Source organism: Pyxidicoccus sp. MSG2, assembly GCF_026626705.1.
Classification (GTDB): Bacteria; Myxococcota; Myxococcia; order Myxococcales; family Myxococcaceae; genus Myxococcus.
The window spans coordinates 1,749,430-1,772,647 of sequence record NZ_JAPNKC010000001.1 but is presented as its reverse complement, the minus strand read 5'-3'; the positions used below and the strand labels follow the sequence as shown (position 1 = coordinate 1,772,647).

Annotated in this window: 17 protein-coding genes; 10 read left to right on the top strand and 7 right to left on the bottom strand. The window is 72.6% G+C overall.

What is annotated here, in order from left to right; all coding sequences use genetic code 11:
* Positions 1 to 70: 70 nt before the first annotated feature.
* A complete protein-coding gene (locus OV427_RS07205) occupies positions 71 to 904 on the top strand; it encodes a hypothetical protein (protein ID WP_267855370.1) in 834 nt (277 codons plus the stop codon).
* Positions 905 to 919: 15 nt separating this feature from the next.
* On the opposite strand, the gene OV427_RS07200 is transcribed toward OV427_RS07205, so the two are convergent.
* Entirely contained in the window at positions 920 to 2,014 is a 1,095-nt protein-coding gene (locus tag OV427_RS07200; RefSeq protein ID WP_267855369.1) for a hypothetical protein, read from the bottom strand.
* Between the two features lie 27 nt (positions 2,015 to 2,041).
* Positions 2,042 to 2,602 (bottom strand): DUF2378 family protein, encoded by a 561-nt coding sequence (locus OV427_RS07195; protein WP_267855368.1) that lies wholly within the window; start codon positions 2,600 to 2,602, stop codon positions 2,042 to 2,044.
* A 190-nt stretch (positions 2,603 to 2,792) separates the two neighbouring features.
* On the opposite strand from OV427_RS07195, the gene OV427_RS07190 reads away from it, so the two are divergent.
* From OV427_RS07190 to OV427_RS07165, 6 genes are all read left to right on the top strand, one after another.
* Positions 2,793 to 3,365 carry a hypothetical protein gene (locus OV427_RS07190; protein ID WP_267855367.1) on the top strand — a complete coding sequence of 191 codons (573 nt, stop codon included), beginning with the start codon at positions 2,793 to 2,795 and terminating at the stop codon, positions 3,363 to 3,365.
* Between the two features lie 79 nt (positions 3,366 to 3,444).
* Positions 3,445 to 4,884 carry a DUF2079 domain-containing protein gene (locus OV427_RS07185; protein ID WP_267855366.1) on the top strand — a complete coding sequence of 480 codons (1,440 nt, stop codon included), beginning with the start codon at positions 3,445 to 3,447 and terminating at the stop codon, positions 4,882 to 4,884.
* A 102-nt stretch (positions 4,885 to 4,986) separates the two neighbouring features.
* Complete coding sequence (locus tag OV427_RS07180; protein ID WP_267855365.1) at positions 4,987 to 6,507, top strand: hypothetical protein; 1,521 nt, start codon at positions 4,987 to 4,989, stop codon at positions 6,505 to 6,507.
* Positions 6,508 to 6,542: 35 nt separating this feature from the next.
* A complete protein-coding gene (locus OV427_RS07175; RefSeq protein ID WP_267855364.1) occupies positions 6,543 to 7,382 on the top strand; it encodes a metal-dependent hydrolase in 840 nt (279 codons plus the stop codon).
* 86 nt (positions 7,383 to 7,468) lie between these two features.
* On the top strand, positions 7,469 to 8,767 hold the full coding sequence (locus tag OV427_RS07170; protein ID WP_267855363.1) for a hypothetical protein: 1,299 nt from the start codon (positions 7,469 to 7,471) through the stop codon (positions 8,765 to 8,767).
* 95 nt (positions 8,768 to 8,862) lie between these two features.
* Positions 8,863 to 10,071 (top strand): NAD-dependent epimerase/dehydratase family protein, encoded by a 1,209-nt coding sequence (locus OV427_RS07165; RefSeq protein ID WP_267855362.1) that lies wholly within the window; start codon positions 8,863 to 8,865, stop codon positions 10,069 to 10,071.
* 91 nt (positions 10,072 to 10,162) lie between these two features.
* On the opposite strand, the gene OV427_RS07160 is transcribed toward OV427_RS07165, so the two are convergent.
* The gene (locus OV427_RS07160; protein WP_267855361.1) at positions 10,163 to 13,177 is read right to left on the bottom strand and encodes a serine/threonine-protein kinase; all 3,015 of its coding nucleotides are present in this window, start codon (positions 13,175 to 13,177) and stop codon (positions 10,163 to 10,165) included.
* Positions 13,174 to 14,649 carry a PLP-dependent aminotransferase family protein gene (locus OV427_RS07155; protein ID WP_267855360.1) on the bottom strand — a complete coding sequence of 492 codons (1,476 nt, stop codon included), beginning with the start codon at positions 14,647 to 14,649 and terminating at the stop codon, positions 13,174 to 13,176. Before OV427_RS07155 ends, OV427_RS07160 begins: the two co-directional genes overlap by 4 nt.
* A gap of 189 nt (positions 14,650 to 14,838) precedes the next feature.
* Here OV427_RS07155 and OV427_RS07150 point away from each other — a divergent pair, with 189 nt between their 5' ends.
* On the top strand, positions 14,839 to 16,926 hold the full coding sequence (locus OV427_RS07150; RefSeq protein ID WP_267855359.1) for a fibronectin type III domain-containing protein: 2,088 nt from the start codon (positions 14,839 to 14,841) through the stop codon (positions 16,924 to 16,926).
* A 28-nt stretch (positions 16,927 to 16,954) separates the two neighbouring features.
* Here OV427_RS07150 and OV427_RS07145 read toward each other — a convergent pair whose 3' ends face one another.
* A complete protein-coding gene (locus tag OV427_RS07145) occupies positions 16,955 to 17,359 on the bottom strand; it encodes a hypothetical protein (protein WP_267855358.1) in 405 nt (134 codons plus the stop codon).
* 322 nt (positions 17,360 to 17,681) lie between these two features.
* On the opposite strand from OV427_RS07145, the gene purL reads away from it, so the two are divergent.
* Positions 17,682 to 21,587, top strand: coding sequence for a phosphoribosylformylglycinamidine synthase (gene purL, locus OV427_RS07140; protein ID WP_267855357.1), 3,906 nt, complete (start codon positions 17,682 to 17,684; stop codon positions 21,585 to 21,587).
* A gap of 24 nt (positions 21,588 to 21,611) precedes the next feature.
* Here purL and OV427_RS07135 read toward each other — a convergent pair whose 3' ends face one another.
* Together OV427_RS07135 and msrB are read right to left on the bottom strand one after the other, a co-directional pair.
* On the bottom strand, positions 21,612 to 21,971 hold the full coding sequence (locus OV427_RS07135) for a hypothetical protein (protein ID WP_267855356.1): 360 nt from the start codon (positions 21,969 to 21,971) through the stop codon (positions 21,612 to 21,614).
* 74 nt (positions 21,972 to 22,045) lie between these two features.
* Positions 22,046 to 22,468, bottom strand: coding sequence for a peptide-methionine (R)-S-oxide reductase MsrB (gene msrB, locus OV427_RS07130; RefSeq protein WP_267855355.1), 423 nt, complete (start codon positions 22,466 to 22,468; stop codon positions 22,046 to 22,048).
* Between the two features lie 208 nt (positions 22,469 to 22,676).
* On the opposite strand from msrB, the gene OV427_RS07125 reads away from it, so the two are divergent.
* Positions 22,677 to 23,093 carry a CBS domain-containing protein gene (locus tag OV427_RS07125; protein WP_267855354.1) on the top strand — a complete coding sequence of 139 codons (417 nt, stop codon included), beginning with the start codon at positions 22,677 to 22,679 and terminating at the stop codon, positions 23,091 to 23,093.
* The last annotated feature ends 125 nt before the right edge of the window (positions 23,094 to 23,218 follow it).

The following is a 23,218-nucleotide window of genomic DNA, read 5'->3' as shown; positions in this document are numbered from 1 at the left end:
GGGGGTCTGGAGGTTGTGGGTGCGGCATGCGATACCAGGAGTCCGCCATTTGAGCTTCAGGAGGCGCGGCATGTGGCTGGACAGCGGTTCGTCGGGACGCGATTCGGGCTCCGGGCCGGACCGGCGCACGGACGACCGCGGCACCGAGACCGTGACTCCCGGTGAGGCACCCCGGGCCGAGCCGTCGCCCGTCGCCCCCGCTCCCGCCGTGGTCGCCTCTCCCTTCGTGGACACGAGCCACGCGGGTGCGCTCGGCGTGGGCTGCGAGGCGCTGTTCCGCTCCACCGAGCAGGCGCTCCAGTGGGCCTGGCGGCTCCTCCAGTTGACGAAGGGTGGCCCCGAGGTGGGGACCCTGGTGGGTGCGGCCCGCACGTGTGCGCTCGACTTCCTCGACCGCGTCCCGCCTCACGTGGGGCGGAGCGTGGCGGAGCTGCTGGGCTACAGCAACCTGTGGCAGGCCGTCTGCACGCGGCTGGGCCGTCCCGTGGCCCGCTCCAGCGAGGAGCTGCTGCGCGAGCTGGGCGAGGACCTCCAGTTGTTGCTGCGCGGCGCGCAGGCCCGGTTGGGCACCGCCGCCGCGCTGGAGCAGGGCCTGCTGGTCCACGTGGGCCGGCTGCGCGAGTCGCGCGGCAGCGAGCCGGGCGCGCCGCTGGAGCTGCGGGCCATGCTGGACGCCTTCACCCACGCGGTGTCGGAGGTCATGGCCGCGGCCAGCGCCTACCGCCGCGCCTGGGAGTCCACCGAGGCCGAGCTGTCCGAGTGGGCCGCGTGGCTGGGCGCGGGCGACCCGGGCTTCTGCGCGTGGCTGGCCGAGCACCTCGCCGGCACCGTCTTCCCCTGGCGCCAGACGCACGCGGCCGTCCGGCTGCTGCGCGAGCTGGGCGCGCTGTCCGGACAGCCGTAGTCGCGCGCGGCCCGCTCACGCCTCCACGAGGATGCGGTGGCGGTACAGCTCCAGCAGCACGTCCTCGGAGAGGTCCGCCTGCTTGTGCTCGCGCAGGTGGTGGCGCACGGCGTCCACGGGCTCGCGGCCGGTGAACTCCACCAGCAGGCCGTACGCCTCGCCGGGCAGGGCCAGGGCGTCGAAGTCGCTGTACGCGCCCAGGGCGACGCTGCCGTCCTGCATCCACTGCACGGTGGCGTCGGGGTTGAACTTGAGGGTGCGCGGCAGCTTCGGCGACACGGCGGTGTCGTGGAGCTTCTCCAGCGTCTTCAGCTCAATCGTGCCGTCCAGGCCGAGCAGCCGCTCCAGTCCGTCCGCGGGCAGCTCGCGCACCAGGCGGTAGCATTCGCGGTAGTAGTCCGCCTCGAGTCCGACGTACCCCTTCCACAGCTCCGCGTACGCCTTCGCGGGCGGCGCGGTGTCGTCCAGGTCCTCCACGCTCAGCGGGACGGCCTGCGTCTCCGCGCGGTCCTTTCCGGAGAGGACGTAGTCCGGCAGCAGCTGGAACGCCGCCCAGCGGGAGAGCTGGATTTCCGCCAGCGTGAGGTACGTCTTCATGGACATGTAGAACTTGCGGCCGTCGGCGCCCGCCACGTACTTGCAGAAGAAGGTGGAGCAGACGGCCTCGCGGTAGGGCCAGATGGTGCAGCCGCCGGTGTCCACGGCGAAGTAGGGGCAGCGCAGCGACGCGGCCCGGCCGAAGAACTGGTGCCCGTTCTTGTAGAGGAATTGGAACTTCGCCGGCGGCCGCACCCACTGCGGCGTCACGCCGCTGCGGCTGGCGAGCTTCTCCTCCATGCGGCGACGGCCCTCGGCCAGCTCCGGGCGCTCGTCGGAGAGCAGCGCGCCCACGAGGTAGTTGGGCAGGCGCGGCGAGTAGGTGCAGCACTTGGTGTCCGGCCGGAAGAAGCGGCTCACCCCGTCCACGGCGTCGACGGCGCCCGGCGCGTTCTCCTTGCACATGGCGCAGTTCGAGCAGGTGGCCTTCGTCTCGTCGGGGACGTCCTGGTGGAAGAAGGCGGGGAGGAGTTCCCGGTAGAGCACGGGGAGGGTGTCGAGGAGGCGGGGCATGGTGAGGGCTTTTCCGGGAGGGGGACGTCAGCGTGCGGACGGGTCGTCCCACTGGACGCGGTAGGTGCAGGACTCGGGGCCGTGGCGGTCCCGGGCGAGGGTGAGGCCCTGCACGCCGATGCGGTGGAGGCCCTCCTCGAGGACGCCCTCGACGAAGCCCTCGGTGACTTCGGGCTCGTTGAACCAGAGGTCGGCGGCGGTGGGGCCGACGGTGGTGAGGCGCGTCTCGGTGAAGTTGTTGCCGCTGCGGAAGTTGTGCGTCATCCGCGACAGCGAGCGCATGGGCCCGAGCACCCGCGCCATGGCGAGCACGGCGGCGCCCATGAGCGTCTGGGCGTAGCCCTCAATCATGCGACGGGCGAGCCGACGGCGGGCCTCGTCGAGCGGCACGTCCGGGTGGAGGGTGCGGCCCACCTCGTCGAGGCAGCGCACCCAGACGGGGTGGGGATAGGCCGCGAGCAGCGGCGCGTCCAGGTCCATGCCCAGCGCCTTCAGCCGCGCGCGCAGCTCCGGCGGCAGGTCCGCGTCGAGCGTCCTGCGGTAGAGACTGTCCACCGTGTTGCCGAAGATGACGCGCTCGTTGCTCATGGGCGCGCATTCTTCCCAGAGCCCACCTCCCGAGGCCAGTTCCGGCGCACGTGCCATGTCATCTGGTTGAGGGGTGGACTCACGCGGCCTGTAGCGGATTGCCCCGACTGGACACCGCCCCCGCGCGCATGCTCCCCTTTCGAGTGAGGCCGACCCTTCACCCCCCGAAGCCCCGAGGAGGCGCCGCCCCATGCGATTCTTCGAGGTGAACACCCAGGCCCCTCCGAGCGTCGACATGGGCGGCCACCTGCCACTGCGTTTCATCTGGCGGCCGCTGCTCGGGGACGTCGTCTACGCGGTCCTCATCGGCACCTGGTTCTGCGTCATTCCGGCCGCGTACGTGCTGGACCAGGGACTGTCCTTCACCGCCGTCCTGGAGAACTGGTGGTTCTCCATCGTGTTCTTCCTCGGCGGGCTGTTCAGCGTGGCCGGCACCCTGAGCTGCATCCTCACGCGGCTGGAGGTCGAGGTGACGTCGTCGCAGGTCCGCCAGTCCGGCGGCGGGGCCCTGCGCGACAAGACGTGGAACGAGCCCCTGGCGCACTACACCGCCCTGCGCGTCGAGCGCCGTCACCACCCGGACTGGATTGGCGCCAAGGACGAGTTCGGCATCCACCTGTGCCACGCCGAGGACGCCTCTCGCTCCGTCCTCCTGTACTGGGGCCGCAGCGAGCGCCGCTTCCAGGCGCGCCTGTCCCGCTACTCCAAGTTGCTGGGCCTGGGCGTCCAGGGCGCACTGGCCGCGCGCCGCGCGACGGGCTGACGGACGCTCCCGGGGCTGCGCGGTGTGCCCGCGCATGGTAGGAGCGGCCCTGCTCGTCTCTCCCGCCGAACGTGGAATCATGACCCCGACAGAAGCTGAACCCGGAGCCGGGCGCGCGCGTCGCGTCGCCGGTGCGCTCGGGCTGGCCCTTCCCTTCATCGTGTGGGGCGTGCTCGTCGTGGCGCCCATCTGGCTCCAGTCCGCACACGGCTGCTTCTCCCACTACGACCTGGGCATCTACACCCAGGCGCTGGCGCGGCTGTCGCTGGACGACCCGAACCCCTGGCTCAGCGCGCGGCAGATTCGCATCTTCAACGACCACTTCGACCCCGTGCTGTGGCTGGCCCGGCCGCTGGTCGAGGTGATGTCGCCCATGTGGGCCGCGCTCGTGGCGGAGGCCTTCCTGGTGCTGCTCTCCACGGCGCCGCTCCTGTGGCTCCACGTGCGCGGCCGGCTGGACCGCGTGTCCACGGCCCTGCTGTGCATGCTGCTGCTCTTGAGCCCCAGCACGGTGGACGCGGTGATGTTCCCCGTCCACCCCACCACGTGGTCCATGCTGCCGTTCATCCTGCTGGGCCTCGCCTTCCACTTCCGGAAGCACGCGCTGCTGGTGGCGTCGCTGGTGCTGCTGTTCGCGTGCAAGGAGGAGTTCCCCTACGTGGGCATCATGCTCGCGGTGGCGCTGTGGCTGCGCGGGGACCGGCGATTGGCCATGGGCGTCGCGCTGCTGGCGGTGGCGTGGCTCGCCTTCGTCATCGGCGTGCGGCCCCGCTTCGGCCCCGTGGTGGACTACGGCGAGCGGCTCAAGCGCGGCCTGCAGGAGGGGCTCGGTCCGTTCCTCGCCGAGCGCTTCGCGCCGCGCCAGCTCTCTCGCGTGGGCACGCTGCTGCTGCTGTTCCTCCCCTTCGGCATCTGGGCCTGGCGCGAGCGCCTGAAGCCGGACTGGAAGTGGTTGCTGGTGCTGCTGCCCATGCTCGGCATCCGCTTCCTGGGCATGGCGTGGCGCCACCAGTACGGCGCGCCCGTCATCGCCGCGCTGGTGGTGGCGATGGTGCCGCTGCTGCTCGCACGCCGCCCGCCCGCGTGGGTGCTGGTGCTGACGAGCGTGCTGCTCATCACCACCAACGAGTCCAACCTCAAGCAACTGGTCCGCACGCTGGCGTCGCCCTCCACGTACCCGTCCATGTGCCCGGGCAACGAGGCCCGGCTGGCCAGCGTGGAGCGCGCAGTGCAGTTCCTCTCCACGCACCGTGAGGGCAGGGCGCTCCTGGGGGGCAACCTCGTCACGCCGCTGGCCTCGCGCGACGAGGTGTACGCCGTGGGCAGCCCCCAGCCGGAGGGCAGGCCCGTCTACGACTGGGTGCTGGTGGAGGTGCCCCCGCTGGGCAACATCCAGCCCATGACTCCCGAGCACATCGCGGCGCTCATCGCCCGGTGGCGTGCCACGGAGGGTGCCGAAATCGTCATCGACGACGGCCACGTCTTCCTCGCGCGGGGCCGCTTCACCGACATGCCCTGACAGAGAAATCGTGAATTGACGCGACCGGACAGGTCTCCTGTCCGAGTAGAGTACGGAACCGATGCATTGGGTCATCCCCCGCTGACCCCGCGGACGTGCGACATGGACGGTTCCGGCACCGATACCCCCCTGGCCGTGCCTCGTGACGTGGACGTCACCGCACGGGTGCACGCGGCCATGGCGTACAAGTTCCCGCACTTCCACCCGGTGGCTCGCGAGGCGCTCTCCGCGCTGGTGCGGCTGTGCGACGGCTGGCAGCGGCTCTTCCCTGCCCGGCGAGAGTCCGACGTGGTGCCGGCGCTGACGACGTGGGAGCGATTCCTGTCCACCGAGCCGCGCTCGCGCCGCGTCATGGTGACGCTGCAGCCGCTGGGGGTGGACACCGCCGGAGGCGCCTGGGCCGTGGCGCTGCTGGCCCGGGTGGCGCGCTGGCACCGGGACAGTCGGGGCCGGGGGCACAACCAGCCCACGCACGTCTGGGTGGCGGAGCTCGGCCGCGAGGGCTTCGACGCGCGCCAGCCGGCTTCAGATCCGGGCACGCTCACCGCCGCCGTCACCCACGAGGGAGGCGGCTTCCAGATGGTGCGGCTGCCCCTGGACGACGCGGAGCTGACGCCGGAGGCGGTGGCCGCGCGGCTGGCACGGGCCCCGGTGTGCACGTTGGCGGAGGCGCGGCGTGAGGGCCTGCGCCCCCAGGTGTTGGTGGACCGTGCTTCGCGCGGCGGCAGTGCCTGGACGTCGCACCTGCTGGCCTCGGGCGCGTGGCTGGGGGCTCGGGTGGAGGGGACGACGGGCTCGCTGGAGCTGAGCTTCGACCACCTGGTGATGGACGGCACGTCCATGTTCGACGTGTCCCGCGCCATCGCGTCGGCGCTGCCCCTGCGGGGGGCGGGCGCGGACGCGGGCTCGGGCGACTGGCTCACTGGCCCCGACGAGCCCTCGCCGCTGCTGCGCGTGGAGCTGCCGGAGCGGCTCGACTTCCGCAACCTCTGCTGCGCCACGCTGGAGGCGCTGGTGCACGCCGGAGCGGGGCTGCTGTCCGGAGACAACCCCACGCTGCTGGTGCCCGTGCTGCCGGACGCGCCGGCCTCCGTGGAGCGGGAGTGGCGGCGCATCCGCATCGCCGTGGTGCCGGCGCGCACGCGCGAGGGGCCGGTGACGCCGGAGCAGGTGGCCTCACTGCTGGCCCGGACCCGGAACGAGGGAGGCGTGCTGGAGGACGTCTTCTCCACGCTCTACTCGCCGTCGCTGCCCTGGTGGATGCCGTCGCTCACCACGCATGGCTTCGCGTACACCCCCGCGCTCCGCCAGGTCGCCACGGCGATGTGCGGCAACGCGCTCGTGTCCAAGCTGACGCTCGTGGTGGACGACGAGGCGGCGCTGGCGCGGCACCCGCCGGTCTACTTCAACACCATGCGGCCGCTCCCCGCGGTGGGGGGCGGCGTGGCCCTCTGCGTGACGGAGGTGCTGTGCGCGACGCCTTCGGGCGTGCGCAAGCGCTTCTTCGCCACGCTCGCGGGCAGCGGCGTCTTCAACTCACGTGAGCGGCTCACCGCTTTCCGGGCCGCGCTCGCTCCGGAGGCGGCCCGTCGGGCACGACCCGTGGCGCCGGCCCTTCCTTGAATCCTCCTCCTGGTCTTCCGACGCCCGAGCCCTCCATGGTCCCCCCGTATGACCCCGGACGCATCCGCCCGCGCACGCATCTCAAGTTCCCCTTCGACGCGAGCTTCCCCCGGCAGTGGCACCACCATGGCCTGGGCTCCACGCACCTGTGGAACGGGCTCAACATGCTCTTCCCCCAGGGCGAGCGCTTCTTCGTCCGCAGCGTCAACCACTACCTGGACCGCCTGGAAGACGCGCCGGAGCTGCGCGCCCAGGTGAAGGCGTTCTTCACCCAGGAAGGCAAACACGCCCGCGAGCACCAGGCGTACATCGAGTTGCTGGAGTCACAGGGCTACAGGCTCTCCGGCTACATGGCGGCGTACCAGCGCATCGTCTGGGGCTTCCTCGACCCGTACTTCCCGCCCGCGCTGCGCCTGGCGATGACGGCCGCGCTGGAGCACTACACCGCGGTGATGAGCGAGCAGACGCTGACGCTGGGCGTGTTCGCGGACGGCCACCCGGCGATGCAGCGGCTCATCGAGTGGCACGCGGCGGAGGAAATCGAGCACAAGTCCGTGGCCTTCGACGTGCTGCGGAAGGTGGCCCCGGGCTACGCGCTGCGCGTGGCGGGCCTGTTCATGGGCACGCTGTCGCTGTTCGGGCTGTGGCTCGCCGCGTCGGTGACGCTGCTGCGGCAGGAGCCCGGGCTGGGCTGGGGCGGAGTGCTGCGCGAGCTGTGGCGGGGACACAAGAAGGACCCGGTGCTCGTGCGCGTGCTGTGGAAGGGGCTGAAGCAGTACCTGCGCCCGTCCTTCCATCCGCTGCAGAACGACAACCTGCACCTCGCGCGGGCGTACCTGGCGCGCTTCGATGAGCCCGGGGCGGAAGCCGCGTAGGGCCCGGCGGCAGGGACGGCGTGCGAGCAGGCACCGGGGGAACGTCGGGACGCTGGCGCGGGTTGGGGTGCTCTACGATGCGCTGTGTGACTCGGGCCCTCCTTGCCTCCGTGTTGTTCCTGGCCGTGGGCCTCGCGCCTCGCGCGGAGGCCTTCTCCGTGGAGGACCACCGCGCGCTCACCGGGGCCGCGCTCGATGCGGCCGTCGCGAAGGGCAGCAGGGCGGGGCTCGCGGAGCACCGGAGCGCGGTGCTGCACGGGGCCACCGCGGAGGACCTCAACCTCCACGTGAAGTGGACGGGCTGGCACCACTTCTACCGGCCGGACGGGCACCTGTACTCGGCGCTGCGTGAGGGCTCGGATGCGCGCGTGCGGGCCCTGTGGGACGAGGCGCTGGAGGCCGCGCGCCACGGCGACCTGGCTCGCGCCTGGGACAGGGCGGGACACCTGGCGCACCACATCGAGGACATGGCCTCGCCGCCGCACGTGGTGCCGGTGATGCATGGGCTCGGGGACGGCTTCGAGGACCATGGCCTCGGCGCGGCGCTGTCGCGGATGGCCCCCCGCGAGGTGGCTCCGCTCTCCGGTGTCGAGGCGCAGGTCGCTCTCGCGCGCGAGACGCTGGAGGCGGTGCGCTCGCAGTCCCTGACGGCTCGCGACGGCACGGTGATTCCGTGGAGCGCCTTCTGGTCCGAGCCGGACCCGCTGCGCCCGGGGACGTTCGGCGTCTATGGCGCGGTGGGCAATGCCTTCGGCCGCACGGAGGTCCGCTGGCGGGGCCGCGTGCGCCAGGTGGATGTCGCCAGCACCGAGGCCTTCGTGGACGCTCGGGCCGCCGCCGCGGTGGCATACGCGCGGGCCTTCCTCGAGTGGGCGGCGGCGCGGTTCGAGGAGGTGTCCGCCCCGGACGCGCCGGGCCTGTCGTTGCTCGGCTTCCGGCCCTCGCCCGAGCTGTCGCTGCAGGCGCTCGGGGGCGTCTCCCGGGACTCGCGTGGCACGGCGCCCGTGGCGGGACTTCGCGCCTCGCTCCCGCTGCCCCATGCCTTGACGCTGTCGGTGGACTGGATGCGCGGGCTGGAGGGGGGAGTGCGGCCGCACCCCTCTGGCGGCTGGGCGCTGGCGGTGCAGTCGCCTCCGCTGGTTGCGTGGCGGCCGGGGTACTCGCTCGGGGTGGACCTGCGGGCCACCTTGGGCGTGGGGCTGATGTCCTGGGAGGGCGGCTCACGCCTCGGCGTGCCGGTGGGGCTGCGGGCCCATGTGTCACTCGGCGGGCCCTTCGTCGCCAGCACCGAGGTGCTGTACCAGGGCCTGCGTCCACCCGGCGCGGCCTGGGGGCATGGCGTCACCTGGACGGTGGGCTTCGGGATGGCCCTGGGGGACAGGTAGGGAGAGCGTGCGCGGCGCCGGGAATGGAATTTCCGGCGCACGGTTCCTCGCCTGCTCCCCCCGAGCGCTTCCAAGTCCCCCTGGAGCCGCCACACATGTCCTCGTCTCGCAGGAAGTTCCTGCAGTACTCCCTCGCGGGCGCGTCCCTGCTCGCGCTCGGTCCCGAAGCCCTCGCCGCGTCCGGCAACAAGGGGGCTGCCCCGAAGAAGGGGCCGAAGAAGAAGATCCTCATCCTCGGGGGCACCGGCTTCCTGGGCCCCGCCGTGGTGCAGGCGGCGCAGGCGCGCGGGCACACGCTGACGCTGTTCAACCGCGGCAAGACGCGCCCGGAGTTGTTCCCCAACGTGGAGAAGCTGCGCGGGGACCGAGACCCGAACAAGGACGAAGGGCTCAAGGCGCTCAAGGGCCGCAAGTTCGACGCGGTGGTGGACACGTCCGGCTACTACCCGCGCATCGTCAAGGCCTCCGCCGAGCTGCTCGCGCCCAACGTGAAGCAGTACCTCTTCATCTCCAGCGTCTCCGCGTACGCCAGCGACAAGACGCCCCACGAGGACGAGAGCGGCCCCACCGCGACGATGGCCGACCCCACGCTGGAGACGATGGGCAAGGAGTACGAGTTCTACGGTGCCCTCAAGCGGCTGTGCGAGGAGGCCGCAGAGGCCGCGCTGCCGGGCCGCGTCGCCAACGTCCGTCCGGGCTACATCGTCGGCCCCGAGGACCGCTCGGACCGCTTCACGTACTGGCCGGTGCGCTTCGACAAGGGCGGGGAGATGCTCGCGCCGGGCACGCCCGATGACCCGCTGCAAATCATCGACGTGAGGGACCTCGCAGAGTGGCTGGTGCTGCTCATCGAGGGCAACACGAACGGCGTCTTCAACGCCGTGGGGCCGGGCCAGGCGTGGACGATGGGCGCCATGCTCGATACGTGCCGTCAGGTGTCCGGCAAGGACACGAAGTTGACGTGGATTCCCGCGGACTGGCTGGAGAAGCAGGGCGAGACGGGCGACATGCGCCTCCCCATCTACATGCCGCCGGCGGGCAACTCCGCGGGCACGCACCTGCGCAGCAACGCGAAGGCCGTGAAGACGGGGCTCAAGTTCCGGCCGGTGGACGTCACCGTCCGCGACACGCTGGCGTACTTCAAGGGCCTCCCCGAGGAGCGCCGCGGCAAGATGCGCGCGGGGCTGCCTCCGGAGCGCGAGGCGGAATTGCTCGCGCTGTGGGCGAAGGCGAAGGACGGTAAGGCGGCTCCGGCCACTCCCGCCACGCCGGTGGCTCCGGCGGCTTCCGGCAAGGGCGGGTAGGGGAGGTTTCGTCGCGACGGACGGCCGGGCCTCAGTCATCGAGGCCCCTGCCTGGCGTGGCCGGGCGCGCGGGGACACCCCCCGAGATGCGCTAATGCAACCTGGCCTGCAGCGACTTGACCCACGCCAGGCGGCCGTTCCGCTTCCGGGCCTGCTCGAGTGTGGCGCGTGCGCCCGCGAGGTCCCCCGACGCGGCGAGCACGTGGCCGCGGAGGGCGAGGAGGCGCGCGTCTTTCGGCATGAAGGTCAGGGCCTTGTCGATGGCGGCGCGCGCCCGGGCGAGGTCGGCGGCCAGCGGCGAGGGCCGCGCGAGCACGACCTCCGTCTCGAGGCGCCAGCCGTCGGGGCTGCTCGCATCCTCCGCCTTCATGAGCTGCGCGTACCGGTCGGCGGCGGTGAGGGCCGGGAGGGGGTCGAGGCCGCGGCCGGCCAGCCACGCCGCGCGGTGCAGCTCGACCTCCGCCATCCGGCCCCGCATCGCTGGGTAGACCCCGGCCTTCACCACCTTCTCGAGCAGCGGCCCGGCCCGGGCGAGCTCAGGCCCGGGCTCCCGTCCCGCCAGCACCGCGGCCTGTACCTCGAGCACCGCGAGCTCGGCGAGCTGGGCGGCGGCGATGATGTCGGTGTCGAGGCGCGTCCGCAGCATCTCGGCCCAGGGAGCCACCGCGGCCAGCGCGGCGTCTGGCCCCCGTCCCTCGAGGAGCACGGACTCGGCCCAGATGACTGCAATCTGCACGCCGAAGCCGGCGAGCGCCGACTGGGCCTCGCCCCTCGAGAAGGCCTCGCCGATGATGCGGGCCGCCTCCGCGAAGCGCGCGTCGGCCGCCTCGCCGGCCGACCAGCGCCGGGTGGCGTCCTCGCGTATTGCCTGGGAGAGCATGATGCGCGACACGATGGGGCGGTCTCCAATCTCCGCCACCCGGCGAGCCGCGACGAGCGCCGCCTCGATGTCCTGGGTCGAGTCGCCGCCGCGGATGCCGGTCGTCTCGGCGCGGTCCGTGTACATCTGCGAGAGCAGCGAAGGCGGTGTGCTCGACTCGGGAGAGAGCTCGCCCGCGCGCGTCGCCGCCGCGATGCCCTTCTCCCAGGCCCAGCCCACCTCGTAATGGGCATCGCGCAGCTCGCGAGCGTAATTGAGGCAAGCCCAGGCGAGCCGCTCCCATGCGGAGCGGTTCGCCGGCGCGGCCCGCGTCGCGGCATCGGCGGAGGTGACCGCGGCGAGGAGGCTCGGGCCCGGGTCGGTGCCGAGCATGCGTGCGATTCGCCCCTTCTCCGCGAAAATCTCGGAGCGCACGACCAGCAGGTCCGGGTCCTTCGGGTCCAGGGCGAGCCCCTCGGCGAGGACCGCGAGCGCCGGTTCGAAGCGGTCGGCGCGGACCGGCTCGCGCTGCTGGCGGACCACGCCCTCGTGCATGAGCGCCCGGGCGAGCAGGAGGCGGGGGCGGGGGGCGCTGCGTCCAATCTCGGCCGCGCGCCGGAGCGCCGGGAGGGCCTCGGCCAGGGGCGTGAGCGTCCCGTCAAGGTCGCGCGTCTCGTAGACCGCGAGGGAGCGGTGCAGCCAGGCCTCGCCCTCGAGTGTGCTCGCCTCGAGCGGGTCGGCCCCGGCCTCGCGCGCCCTCCGGGCGAGCGCGGCGGCGTCGGCATGACGCTCCTCCACGAACGCGATGCGGGCCTCGAGGAGGTTTCGGTCGGCGTCGGTCGCGGTGGGGACGAGCCGCAGGCGCGCCACGGCGGGCTCGCGGAAGCGCGCCCGGAGCGCGGCGATCCGGCCTTCCTTCCGCTTCGGGTCGTCGATGCGCGGGAGCTGTGCGCGCTCGCGCGCGTAGCGCTCGCCGTCCAGCAGGCCGAGCGCGAGCGCCGCCTCGGGGGGATGGAACCCGAGCGTCCACGCCCGCTCGAGCGCCTCGCGGGCCGGGTCGGCGTCATGGAGGAGCTGGAGGCCGCGCCCGATGGCGAAGGCCCGCGCGGCTGCTCCGGCGCTGCCGTCCGCGCGCCGCAGCTCGTCCACGGTGGAGCGGATGGCCGCGTACACCGGCGAGAGGTCGTGCGCGGGCGACAGGTGCGCGATGCGCATCGCGCTCTCCATTCGCTGCGCCTCGGCGCCCAGCCGCGCGGCCTCGAGCGCGTCCAGGCCCGCCCGCCGCTCGGCGAACGCGGCCCACGCCACGCCGAGCACCACCGCCGCCGCCGCCACGGCGGCGGCGCGCGCCGCCACCGGGTTGCGCCGCGCCCACTTCGTGGCGCGGTACGCGAGCGTCGGCGGCCGCGCCAGCACCGGCTCGTTGCGCTGGAAGCGGCCGAGGTCCTCTGCGAACGCGAGCGCCGAGGGGTAGCGCGCGGCCGGTTCCCGCTCCATCGCGCACGCGGCCACGAGCGCCAGCTCGCGGGGGACCGCGGCGCCGAGGGCCGGCGGCTCATCGGCGAGGATGCGGCGGAGCAGGCTCGCTGGCTCGGAGCGCCCCGTCGCCTCGGCGAGCCCGCGGAACGGCGGGTGCCCGGCGAGCACCGCGTAGAGGGTGGCGCCGAGCGCATAGACGTCGGCGCGGAAGTCCACCGGGCCTCGGCCGGCGAGTTGCTCGGGGGCCATGTACTCGAGCGTGCCCGCTGGGAAGCCGGAGTGGGTGAGCCCGCCCTCCTCGCCGCGGGCGAGGCCGAAGTCACCGAGCCTCGCCAGCGGCACGCCCGGCCCCTCCTCCACCAGCACGTTGTCGGGCTTCACGTCGCGGTGCACGAGCCCCTGACGGTGGGCGGCGTCGAGCCCGAGGGCCGCCTGGCGCACCAGCTCGACCCGGGTGGCGAGCGTGAGGCCCGTGGCGAGGTCCGCGAGCGTCTTCCCCTCGACGAGCTGGAGCACGAGGCACGCGCGGCCCTCCAGCGAGCCGACCGCGTGCACGCGGACCACGTTCTCATGCTCCACTCGCGCCTGCAGCCGCGCCTCGAGGACGAGCCGCTCGGTCTCGCGCGGGTCGTCGCCGCGCAGGAACTTCACCGCCACCGCGCGCTCGAGCGTGGAGTCGAAGGCGCGGTGGACGTGGCCCATCCCGCCCTCCCCGAGCAGCCCCTTGAGCACGACGCGCCCGTCCAGCAGCTGCAGCTCCATCGTCATCGCCCCTCCGGGAGGGCCTCGCCCATACGTCGCGCGACCTCGACCAGCTCTGCGTCGCCGTAGTTGGAGAAACCGATGCGCAGCCCCGGGACAGCGCCGCCGTCGAAGGCGAACTGCCGGCCGGCCTGGAAGGCGACCCCGCGCTCGAGGCCGCGCCGCGCCCAGGCGTCCACGTCGAGCCCCTCTCGCGTGCGGGCCCACAGGGCGAGGCCGCCCGTGGGCGGGTCGAAGGTGAGCGCGGCGCCGACGTGCTCCGAGAGCGCGTTCGCGAGCACGTCGCGACGGTGGCGGTAGACGGGGTGCATGCGGTTGAGGTGGCGCTCAATCTCGCCGTCCTCGAGCAGCTCCGCCATCGCCCGCTCGAGCGCGGGGTCACCGTGGCGGTCGAGGGCGTCGCGGGCGGAGCGCAGCTGCGCCACGAGCGGCGCGGGCGCGTGGACGAAGCCGAGGCGGAGCCCGGGGCTGAAGATTTTCGAGAGGGAGCCCACCAGCACCACCACGCCCGCGCGGTCCTCCGCGGCTAGCGGCAGGGGCAACGCTCCTTCGAACTGGAACTCGGCGTCGTGCTCGGACTCCAGCACGGCGAACCGGTGGCGCGCCGCGAGGGCGAGCAGCCGCGCCCGGCGCTCCGGCGAGAGCGCGACCACCGAGGGGTACTGGCGCACCGGGGTGGTGAGCACCGCGCGCAGCCGCTCCGTCGAGAGGAGCCGCTCGAGGGCGTCCACGTCGAGCCCCTGCGCGTCCACCGGCACCGGCAGGCAGCGCGCGCCGGCGCGGGCGCACGCCTCCCACGCGTCTCGTGCGCCGAGCGCCTCGACCGCCACCGCGTCGCCTGGCCCGAGCAGGGCGTGGGCCACGAGGGCCAGCGGCAGCTGCCCGCCGCGGGTGACCACCAGTCGCTCAGGCGCGGCGGCGACGCCGCGGGCCGCGCGCAGCGAGCGCGCGAGCGCCTCGCGCAGGGTGGGGTGGCCCTGCGGGTCGTCCACCGCGAGCGTGCCGCGCGGGTTCACGGTGAGCGCGCGGCGGTAGGCCCGCGCGAGCGCGGCGCCAGGCAGGAGGCGCGGGTCGGGGTTGCCGGTGGCGACGCGGAGCAGATTGCGGGCGGCGTCGGGCACCGCGGGGTCGGGGGGCCGGCGGAGGTCGAAGCCCATGCCGGCGCCCGTGAGCTCCGCCGCGGGCCCGGGCGGAGTCTCCGAGGCGCCCGGAAGGCGCCGCGGCGGCGTGGGTGCGACGGTGCTCCCCTCGCCCGGCGCCGCCACCAGCCATCCCTCGTCGGCGAGCTCGCGGTAGGCGGCCATCACCGTGTTGCGGGACACGCCCAGCCCCTGCGCGAGCGTGCGGTAGCCCGGGAGCGCGTCGCCGGGCCGGAACCGGCCACGGTGAATCTCGGACATGAGCGCATGCGCAATCTGCAGGTAGACCGGGCGGTTGGAGCGCGGGTCGAGGGTGATGGTGGGGATGCCGGGGGGCATGGCTGCTCCGGTCGCTGGCGGCGTGGCCACAGGATACGTCGCGGGCGGCCGCGTCGCTCGCAGTGAGGGTGAGCCAGCCTCCTACCCCCCAATCAGGGGTGGCCCAGCCGACTTGTCGCCAGTGCACCTCCCCCGTGCCGCGGGCCAGGGGAATAGTCGGCCTCGATGTTCCTCTCAACCGGAGTCTCCATGCTTCGTGCCTCGCCCCGCACCCCCCATGCACTCCTCCTGGTCGCGCTCGTGGCGCTTGCCGCGTGCGGCGGCGGGCCCACCGACGGGGCAGGCGATGGAGAAGCAGACGGCGGCCGAGGCGCCGCCGGGGACGGAGGTGACGGTGGTGGAGCAGGCGGCCGCGATGGGGGTGGAGGAGACGGCGGCGGCGGAGACGACGGCGGCGGAGGAGACGACGGCGGCGGAGGAGACGACGGCGGCGGAGGAGACGACGGCGGCGGAGGAGACGACGGCGGCGGAGGAGACGACGGCGGCGTGGCAGTGCCATCCGCACCCACGAACCTCGTCGCGCGGGCCACGAGCTCCCAGGGCGTGGAGCTCACCTGGATGCCGCCGTCCGGAACCTTCACCGGCTTCGAGGTCGAGCGTTCCGTTGCGAGCGGCGGGCCCTTCGCGCTCATCGCGAGCCCACCTGCCTCGGCCCTGGGCTACGGCGATATGGGCCTCGCCACCGGGAGCACCTACTTCTACCGGGTTCGCGCGGTGAATGGCGCCGGCGCGTCGGCGTTCACCTCCGTCGTGAGTGTGAGCACGGCCGCGGCGGCGCCGCCCAACGCGCCGACCGGTCTCACCGGCGTGCAGGAGGTGGTTGCCTCCGCCAGCGTGGCGCGGCTCTCCTGGACCGACGCCGCGACCGACGAGACCGCCTACGAGGTACAGCACTCCACCGAGTTCGTCTCCTGGGGTTCGACAGTCACGCTCCCCGCGGGCTCGACCGGCTGGGTGCACGAGAGCCCGGTCTTCGGCAGCAACAACTACCGCGTGCGGGCCGTGAGTGGCGCGGGCGCCTCCGCCTGGGTGCAGGTCGCCGTCTACATCGGCCCCATCGTCGTCGCCACGTTGTGCCCGGCCACGGAGGGCACGTCGGCTTCCGCGCTGTCGCAGACCTCGCTCCGGCTCGGCTGGACCTGGAACATCTGCGGCGGCGTCGCAATCGAGCGCGCGCCGTCCGCCACCGGCCCCTGGGCCGAGGTGGCCCGCCTGGGCAACTTCGTCTTCGGCGGGCCGCCCAACGGTACGTGGGATGACACGGGCCTCGCGCCGGGCACCCTCTACCACTACCGGTTCCGCACGCTCCCCCTCTACGCCCCCACGCCCTCCGGGCCGCCGTGGTCGCCCTCGGGCTACACGGCGCCAGTCTCGGCGACGACGGTGCCGCCTGTCGTCATCGCCACGCCCACCGGGCTCACCGCGACGGTCACCTCCGCTACGAGCGTGAGCCTCGCCTGGATCGACGTGGCCCAGGATGAGACGGGGTACTCCGTGGAGTACGCCACCGCGGCGGCGGGGCCCTTCACCGAGGCCTTCCGCCTCGGCGCCAACATGACCGGGACGAGCGTGAGCGGCCTCACGCCCGCGACGGCCTATTGGATGCGCGTGCGCGCGGTGAAGGGGACGACGAGCTCCGCGCCCTCCAACGTGGTCTCGTTCACCTCCGCGACCCGTGCCGTGCTGCGCACGACCGGTGACGCCAGCGTGATGGAGAGCACCGCGCTGAGCTCCAACCAGAACGTGACCCTCCCCTCCGGACCGAATGAGGTGGGCTGCTTCTTCACCTGGACCATCGGCCCGAGCGGGCAGGCCCTCTTCCACAACTGTGGTGGCTCGGCGCTCCGGTTCGACACGGCGGCGCTCTCGGGGAGGAACGTGCTCGTGGCGGCGCTCGTGATGTACCCCTGCTCCCTCGCCCCACACCCTGTGTCCGACGCGCGCTACCTGGTCCGGGCACTCGCCGGGCCCTGGAACCCGTCCACGGTGACCTTCAACACGCTGCCGCAGGTCTACACGGCAGGCTCGTGGTGGCTGCCGGCGCCGACGGCCGGCGGCGCGCAGGCCTGGGACGTGACGACCCTCGTGAAGAACTGGGCGAGCGGGACCTGGGCCTCGAACGGCCTCTACGTGGGGCAGTCCCCGATCACGGATCGCGTGCCGACCTGGGGCGGGCAGACCTGGGACAACCAGAACCAGGTCACGAGCTACTGCAGCCTCGAGCAGACGGGCGGCTCCATCGACTACGCCCCGGCCCTGCACGTGGACTACCGGTAGGGGGATGGCCCCCGGCGTCGGCTCTTCCTCACGGCGTGGAGTAGTCGACCGTCCCCGTCAGTCCCTCGACGTGCCCGTCGAGGGGCTCGAAATACAGCGTGAACGAGCGGCGCTCGCGGTGCATGCGCGTCTGCATCTCGATCGATGCCGGCGACGCCGGAGTCACGGTGAGCTGCTTGTTGCCGTCGAGATCGACGTAACTGACCCGCAGCGTCCCCTTGGTGACTTTCATGGTGAACTTCACCTGGGCGACGTGGTTCCTCGACTCCGTGTCGAACTCGATCGACGACGCGCGTCCGATTCGCTCACCGCTGAGCGTGCACTCCCACGGGTCGTGCGTGGCCATCATCACGCTCTGACAGGACGTCCGCGCGATGTCGTTCGGAGCGCAGGCGGTCAAGAGCATCAATCCCAGCCAGGCGTGACGAGTCATGCGACGGGATTAGCTCCGCGGTGGTGTCGACACCAGTGTTCTTTACAACCGCCGCCGTCGGGGACCGCGACCCACTGGCCGGGGTGCGCGTCCCCGCCACGCGGCCCCAGCCCGGGCAGCCGGGCCTGGCCCGGGCGGGTACTGAGCGCGCGGTGTTTCCCCGGCTATCGCGAGCGCTTCGCAGGCTCTGACGTGCGGGCGGCTCCCACCGTGACGCCTGTCCGTCCGTGCAGCGGGCAACCCGGGGGCAACTCTTCCCTCACCGCCCCGACGCGCAGTGATAAGGACGCCCCGGCTGTTACCCAGAGCCACTCCCATTCCCATGTCCAGCATGCACATCCTGCGTGGGGCTCCGGCCCTCTCTGAATTCCGGCTCGCCAAGCTCCTTGCCCGGTGCCGCGAGCAGGTGCCCTCCGTGTCGTCCGTCTACGCGGAGTTCGTGCACTTCATCGACGCCTCGGCCGCCTTCTCCGAGGCAGAGCAGGCCACCCTCGGCCGCCTCCTCGAGTACGGCCCCCGCGTGGCTGCCGGCGAGCGCAAGGGCAGCCTGCTGCTGGTGGTGCCCCGCCCGGGCACCATCTCCCCCTGGTCCTCCAAGGCCACCGACATCGCGCACAACTGCGGCCTGGGCGACAAGGTCCGTCGCATGGAGCGCGGTGTCGCCTACTACGTCGCCGGCCCCGACGGGCGCGCACTGCAGTCCGACGAACTGGCGCGCCTGTCGCCGGTGCTGCATGACCGGATGACGCAGGCGGTGATGGGCCGCCTGGAAGACGCCGCCGTCCTCTTCGAGGCGCACACGCCGCGCCCTCTCACCACCGTGGATGTACTCGGCGGCGGGCGCGCGGCGCTGGCGAATGCCAACCGGGAGCTGGGCCTCGCGCTGGCCGATGACGAAATCGACTACCTGGTGGAGCGCTTCACCGAGCTGAAGCGCAACCCCACCGACGTCGAGCTGATGATGTTCGCGCAGGCCAACAGCGAGCACTGCCGGCACAAAATCTTCAACGCGTCGTGGACCATCGACGGCAAGCCGCAGGAGCGCTCGCTCTTCCAGGCCATCAAGAACACCTACGCCCAGAACAAGGCGGGCGTGCTCTCCGCGTACAAGGACAACGCGGCCGTCATCGAGGGCTTCGAGGTGGACCGCTTCTTCCCCCATCCGGAGACGGGGGAGTGGGGCGCCGTGCGCGAGCCGGCCCACATCATGATCAAGGTGGAGACGCACAACCACCCGACGGCGATTTCTCCGTACCCCGGCGCCGCCACCGGCGCGGGCGGAGAGATTCGCGACGAGGGCGCCACCGGCCGCGGCGCCAAGCCGAAGGCGGGCCTCACCGGCTTCACCGTCAGCCACCTGCGCATCCCCGGCTTCGAGCGTCCGTGGGAGCAGCCCTACGGCAAGCCGGACCGCATCGTCTCCGCGCTGGACATCATGATTGACGGTCCGCTCGGCGGCGCCGCCTTCAACAACGAGTTCGGCCGTCCCAACCTCGCCGGCTACTTCCGCAGCTTCGAGGCGCAGGTGCCCACGCCCCAGGGCGTGGAGGTGCGCGGCTACCACAAGCCCATCATGATTGCCGGCGGCCTGGGCAACATCCGCGCGCCGCACGTGCAGAAGGGCCGCCTCCAGCCGGGGGACAAGCTCATCGTCCTCGGTGGGCCGGCCATGCTCATCGGCCTGGGCGGTGGCGCGGCGTCCTCCATGGCGCAGGGCGCGAGCGCGGCGGACCTCGACTTCGCCTCCGTGCAGCGTGACAACGCGGAGATGGAGCGGCGCTGCCAGGAGGTCATCGACCGCTGCTGGGCCATGGGCGACACCAACCCCATCCGCTCCATCCACGACGTGGGCGCGGGCGGCCTGTCCAACGCGGTGCCGGAATTGGCCCACGACAACGACCTGGGCGGCCGACTGGAGCTGCGCAACGTCCCCAACGCCGAGCCCGGCATGGCCCCGGTGGAGATCTGGTGCAACGAGGCGCAGGAGCGCTACGTGCTCGGCGTGGCCCCGGAGGACCTGTCGCGCTTCGCCGCCCTGTGCGAGCGCGAGCGCGCCCCCTTCGCCGTGCTGGGTGACGCCACCGGTGAGCAGGTGCTGAAGCTGGGGGACACGCAGCTGGGCGTCACGCCCATCGACCTGCCCATGGACGTGCTGTTCGGCAAGCCGCCGCGCATGCACCGCGACGTCACGTCCCGCCCGCTGGCCCTGCCGCCGCTGAAGCTGGACGTGTCGCTGCGTGACCTGGCCGAGCGCGTGCTGGGCCACCCGACGGTGGCGGACAAGACCTTCCTCATCACCATTGGCGACCGCACGGTGTCCGGCCACGTCAACCGGGACCAGATGGTGGGCCCGTGGCAGGTGCCGGTGGCGGACTGTGCCGTGACGCTGTCCACCGTGACGAGCACCACGGGCGAGGCCATGTCCATGGGCGAGCGCACGCCGCTCGCCATCATCAACGCGGCCGCCTCCGCGCGCATGGCCGTGGGTGAGGCCATCACCAACATCGCCGCCGCGCGCATCGGCAAGCTGTCCGACGTGAAGCTCTCCGCCAACTGGATGGCGGCGGCGGGCAGCCCCGGCGAGGACGCCAACCTCTTCGCCGCCGTGCAGGCCGTGGGCATGGAGCTGTGCCCGGCCCTGGGGCTCACCATCCCCGTGGGCAAGGACTCCATGTCCATGCGCACCGTCTGGGAGGAGGGCGGCGCACGCAAGGCGGTGACGGCGCCGGTGTCGCTCATCATCTCCGCCTTCGCTCCGGTGCTGGACGTGCGCCAGTCGCTCACGCCGCAGCTGGTGGACGTGGGCGGGGACACGCGGCTGTTGTTCCTGGACCTGGCGCGCGGCAAGCAGCGGCTGGGTGGTTCGGTGGCCGCGCACGTCTACGGGCAGGTGGGCCCCGAGTGCCCCGACGTGGAGGACGCGGCGCTGCTGAAGGGCTTCTTCTCGGCGGTGCAGTCACTCAACGAGGAAGGCAGGCTGCTGGCCTACCACGACCGCTCCGACGGCGGCCTGTGGGCCACGCTGTGCGAGATGGCCTTCGCGGGCCACTGCGGCCTGGACGTGGACGTGTCCGCGCTGGGCGGTGACGCGGTGGCGGCCCTCTTCAACGAGGAGCTGGGCGCGGTGGTGCAGGTGCGCGCCGCCGACGTGGCGCGCGTGCGCGAGGTGCTGGGGCAGCACGGCCTGGCGACGCACTGCCATGAGGTGGGCCGGCCCACGGCGGCGCTGGAGGTGCGGGTGCGCCACGGCGACGCGCGACTGGCGGAGGGCACCATGGCCCTGCGCCGCACGTGGTCTCGCGTCAGCTACGAGATGCAGTTGCTGCGCGACAACCCCGTCTGCGCCGAGCAGGAGTACGCCGCGAAGTGCGACCCGGCGGACCCGGGCCTCTCGCCGAAGCTCAGCTTCGACCCGGCGCAGGACGTGGCGGCGCCGTTCATCGCGAAGGGCGCGAAGCCTCGCGTGGCGGTGCTGCGCGAGCAGGGCGTCAACAGCCAGCAGGAGATGGCGGCGGCCTTCACCCGCGCCGGCTTCGCGGCGGTGGACGTCCACATGAGTGACATCCTCGCCGGGCGGGTGTCGCTGAAGGACTTCCAGGGCATCATGGCCTGCGGCGGCTTCTCCTACGGAGACGTCATGGGGGCGGGCGGCGGGTGGGCCAAGTCCATCCTGTTCAACCCGCGCGCTCGCGACGCGTTCGCTGAGTTCTTCGCGCGGCCGGACAGCTTCGGCCTGGGCGCGTGCAACGGCTGCCAGATGATGGCGCAGCTCAAGGACATGATTCCGGGCGCCGAGCACTTCCCCCGCTTCGTGCGCAACGCCTCGGAGCAGTTCGAGGCGCGCCTGGTGACGGTGGAGGTGGCGGACACGCCGTCCCTCTTCTACCGGGGCATGGTCGGCAGCCGGATGCTCATCGTGTCCTCGCACGGCGAGGGCCGCGCGGAGTTCCCCAGCGACGCGGAGGCCGCGCGCGTCGACGGGCTGGGCTTCGTCACCACGCGCTACGTGGACAACCACGGCAAGGTGACGGCGACGTACCCGGCGAACCCCAACGGCTCGCCCCACGGAATCGCCGGGCTGACCACTCGCGACGGGCGCTTCTCCATCACCATGCCGCACCCCGAGCGCGTGCACCGCTCCGTGCAGCACTCGTGGCGTCCACGCGAATGGGGCGATGACGGGCCGTGGATGCGCATGTTCCGCAACGCCCGCGCCTGGCTGGGCTGAGCCTCGCCCACGGGGAGCCCTGCCTCAGTCGTAGCAGGGCACCTGGTAGCAGAGGATGCGGGGCCCGGTGGGCAGCGGGTTGGGGTAGCACGCGTAGCAGCGCCTGACGACGATGGGCGGCTGCTGCGGGGGCAGCATGGGCACGTCTTCTCCCGGGGCGAGCAGCGCTTCTTCGTGCCCGTCCTCCTGCCGGAAGCTCAGCTTCACCGGCCTGCCGTCCCGGTCCCTGGCGTGCCAGCGGACCACCTTGCCCCCGCGCACCTCGATGGAGATCCGCACCGACTCCGGTGAGGTCCATACGGCATGCTCGCCGTCCGCCAGCCGCTCCGGCCGCAGGTCGCGCATGGGAGTGTTGCTCTCGTAATGGGTGTCTTGTCCGTTCATGACTTCCTCCTCATGAACGGCTACGCGAGCCCGCCGCGGAGTGGATGCGGGAGCGGGCTCGCGTCTGGTGCGGCTCAAGCCTTCACGAGCTCCAGCGGCTGGCCTTCCGGCACGTGCTTCATGGCCACGGAGTTCATGCAGTAGCGCAGGCCCGTGGGCGGCGGGCCGTCCGGGAAGACGTGGCCCAGGTGGCCGTCGCACCGCGCGCAGCGGACCTCGGTGCGCACCATGCCGTACGAGCGGTCATGCACCTCCGTCACCGAGTCCGCGGTCAGCGGCTGGGTGAAGGACGGCCACCCGGTGCCGGACTCGAACTTGGTGCCCGCCTTGAACAGCGGGTTGCCGCAGCCGGCGCACACGTACGTGCCAGGCGTCTTCGTCCCCAGGAAGCAGCCCGAGCCGGGGCGCTCCGTCCCATGCCTGCGCAGGACGTCGTACTCCTCCGGGTTGAGGCGCTTGCGCCACTCGTCGTCGCTGAGGATGAGCTTGTCCGCCATGCCGTCATGCTCCTTTCGGGTCCCGGGGAAGGACCGGGAAATACTCAGATGCGCATCCTGCCCCGCCGTCGCGCCTGGAGGGCAGCCGAGAGTGCGGCGCGTTGTCCACTGGCCCGCTCCGCGTCCATGCCCCGGCCGCCGGCCAGCGGGGATTCCCGGGGGCACCCAGGGTAGGGACGAGGGACTTCTCGCGAAGGAGGCACCAGCGATGCGGATTGGCGAGTTGATGACCAAGAACCTGGAGACCATCGAGGCGGGCGAGCCCGTGCGCGTCGCGGCCCTGAGGATGCGCACCTGCAACATCGGCTCCCTCCCCGTCGTGGAGGGCGGGCAGCTGGTGGGCATGCTGACGGACCGGGACATCACCGTGCGCTGCGCCGCGCTCGGCCAGGACCCGAACAAGACGCTCGTGCGCGAGGTGATGACGACCGTCGTCATCACCTGCGAGGCGCGCGAGACGCTCGAGGTGGCGGAGCAGTTGATGGAGGAGAAGATGGTGCGCCGCCTCGTCGTGGTGGACGAGGAGCGGACGCCGGTGGGAATCCTCAGCCTGGATGACCTGGCCACCGTCCCCGAGGAGGTGCTGCACGCCGGTGAGGTGCTGGAGCGGCTCCACCAGGCCTGACGCCCACTTCCGCCCGTCCGCCGTTCGCGCGCGGGCGGGCGGGCGGGCGCGGCAGCTCCAACCGGGCAGCGGGGCGCGCACGGTGTAGTGCCTTGCGTCAGGACGGCTCCGGTCCCGGGCCGTCC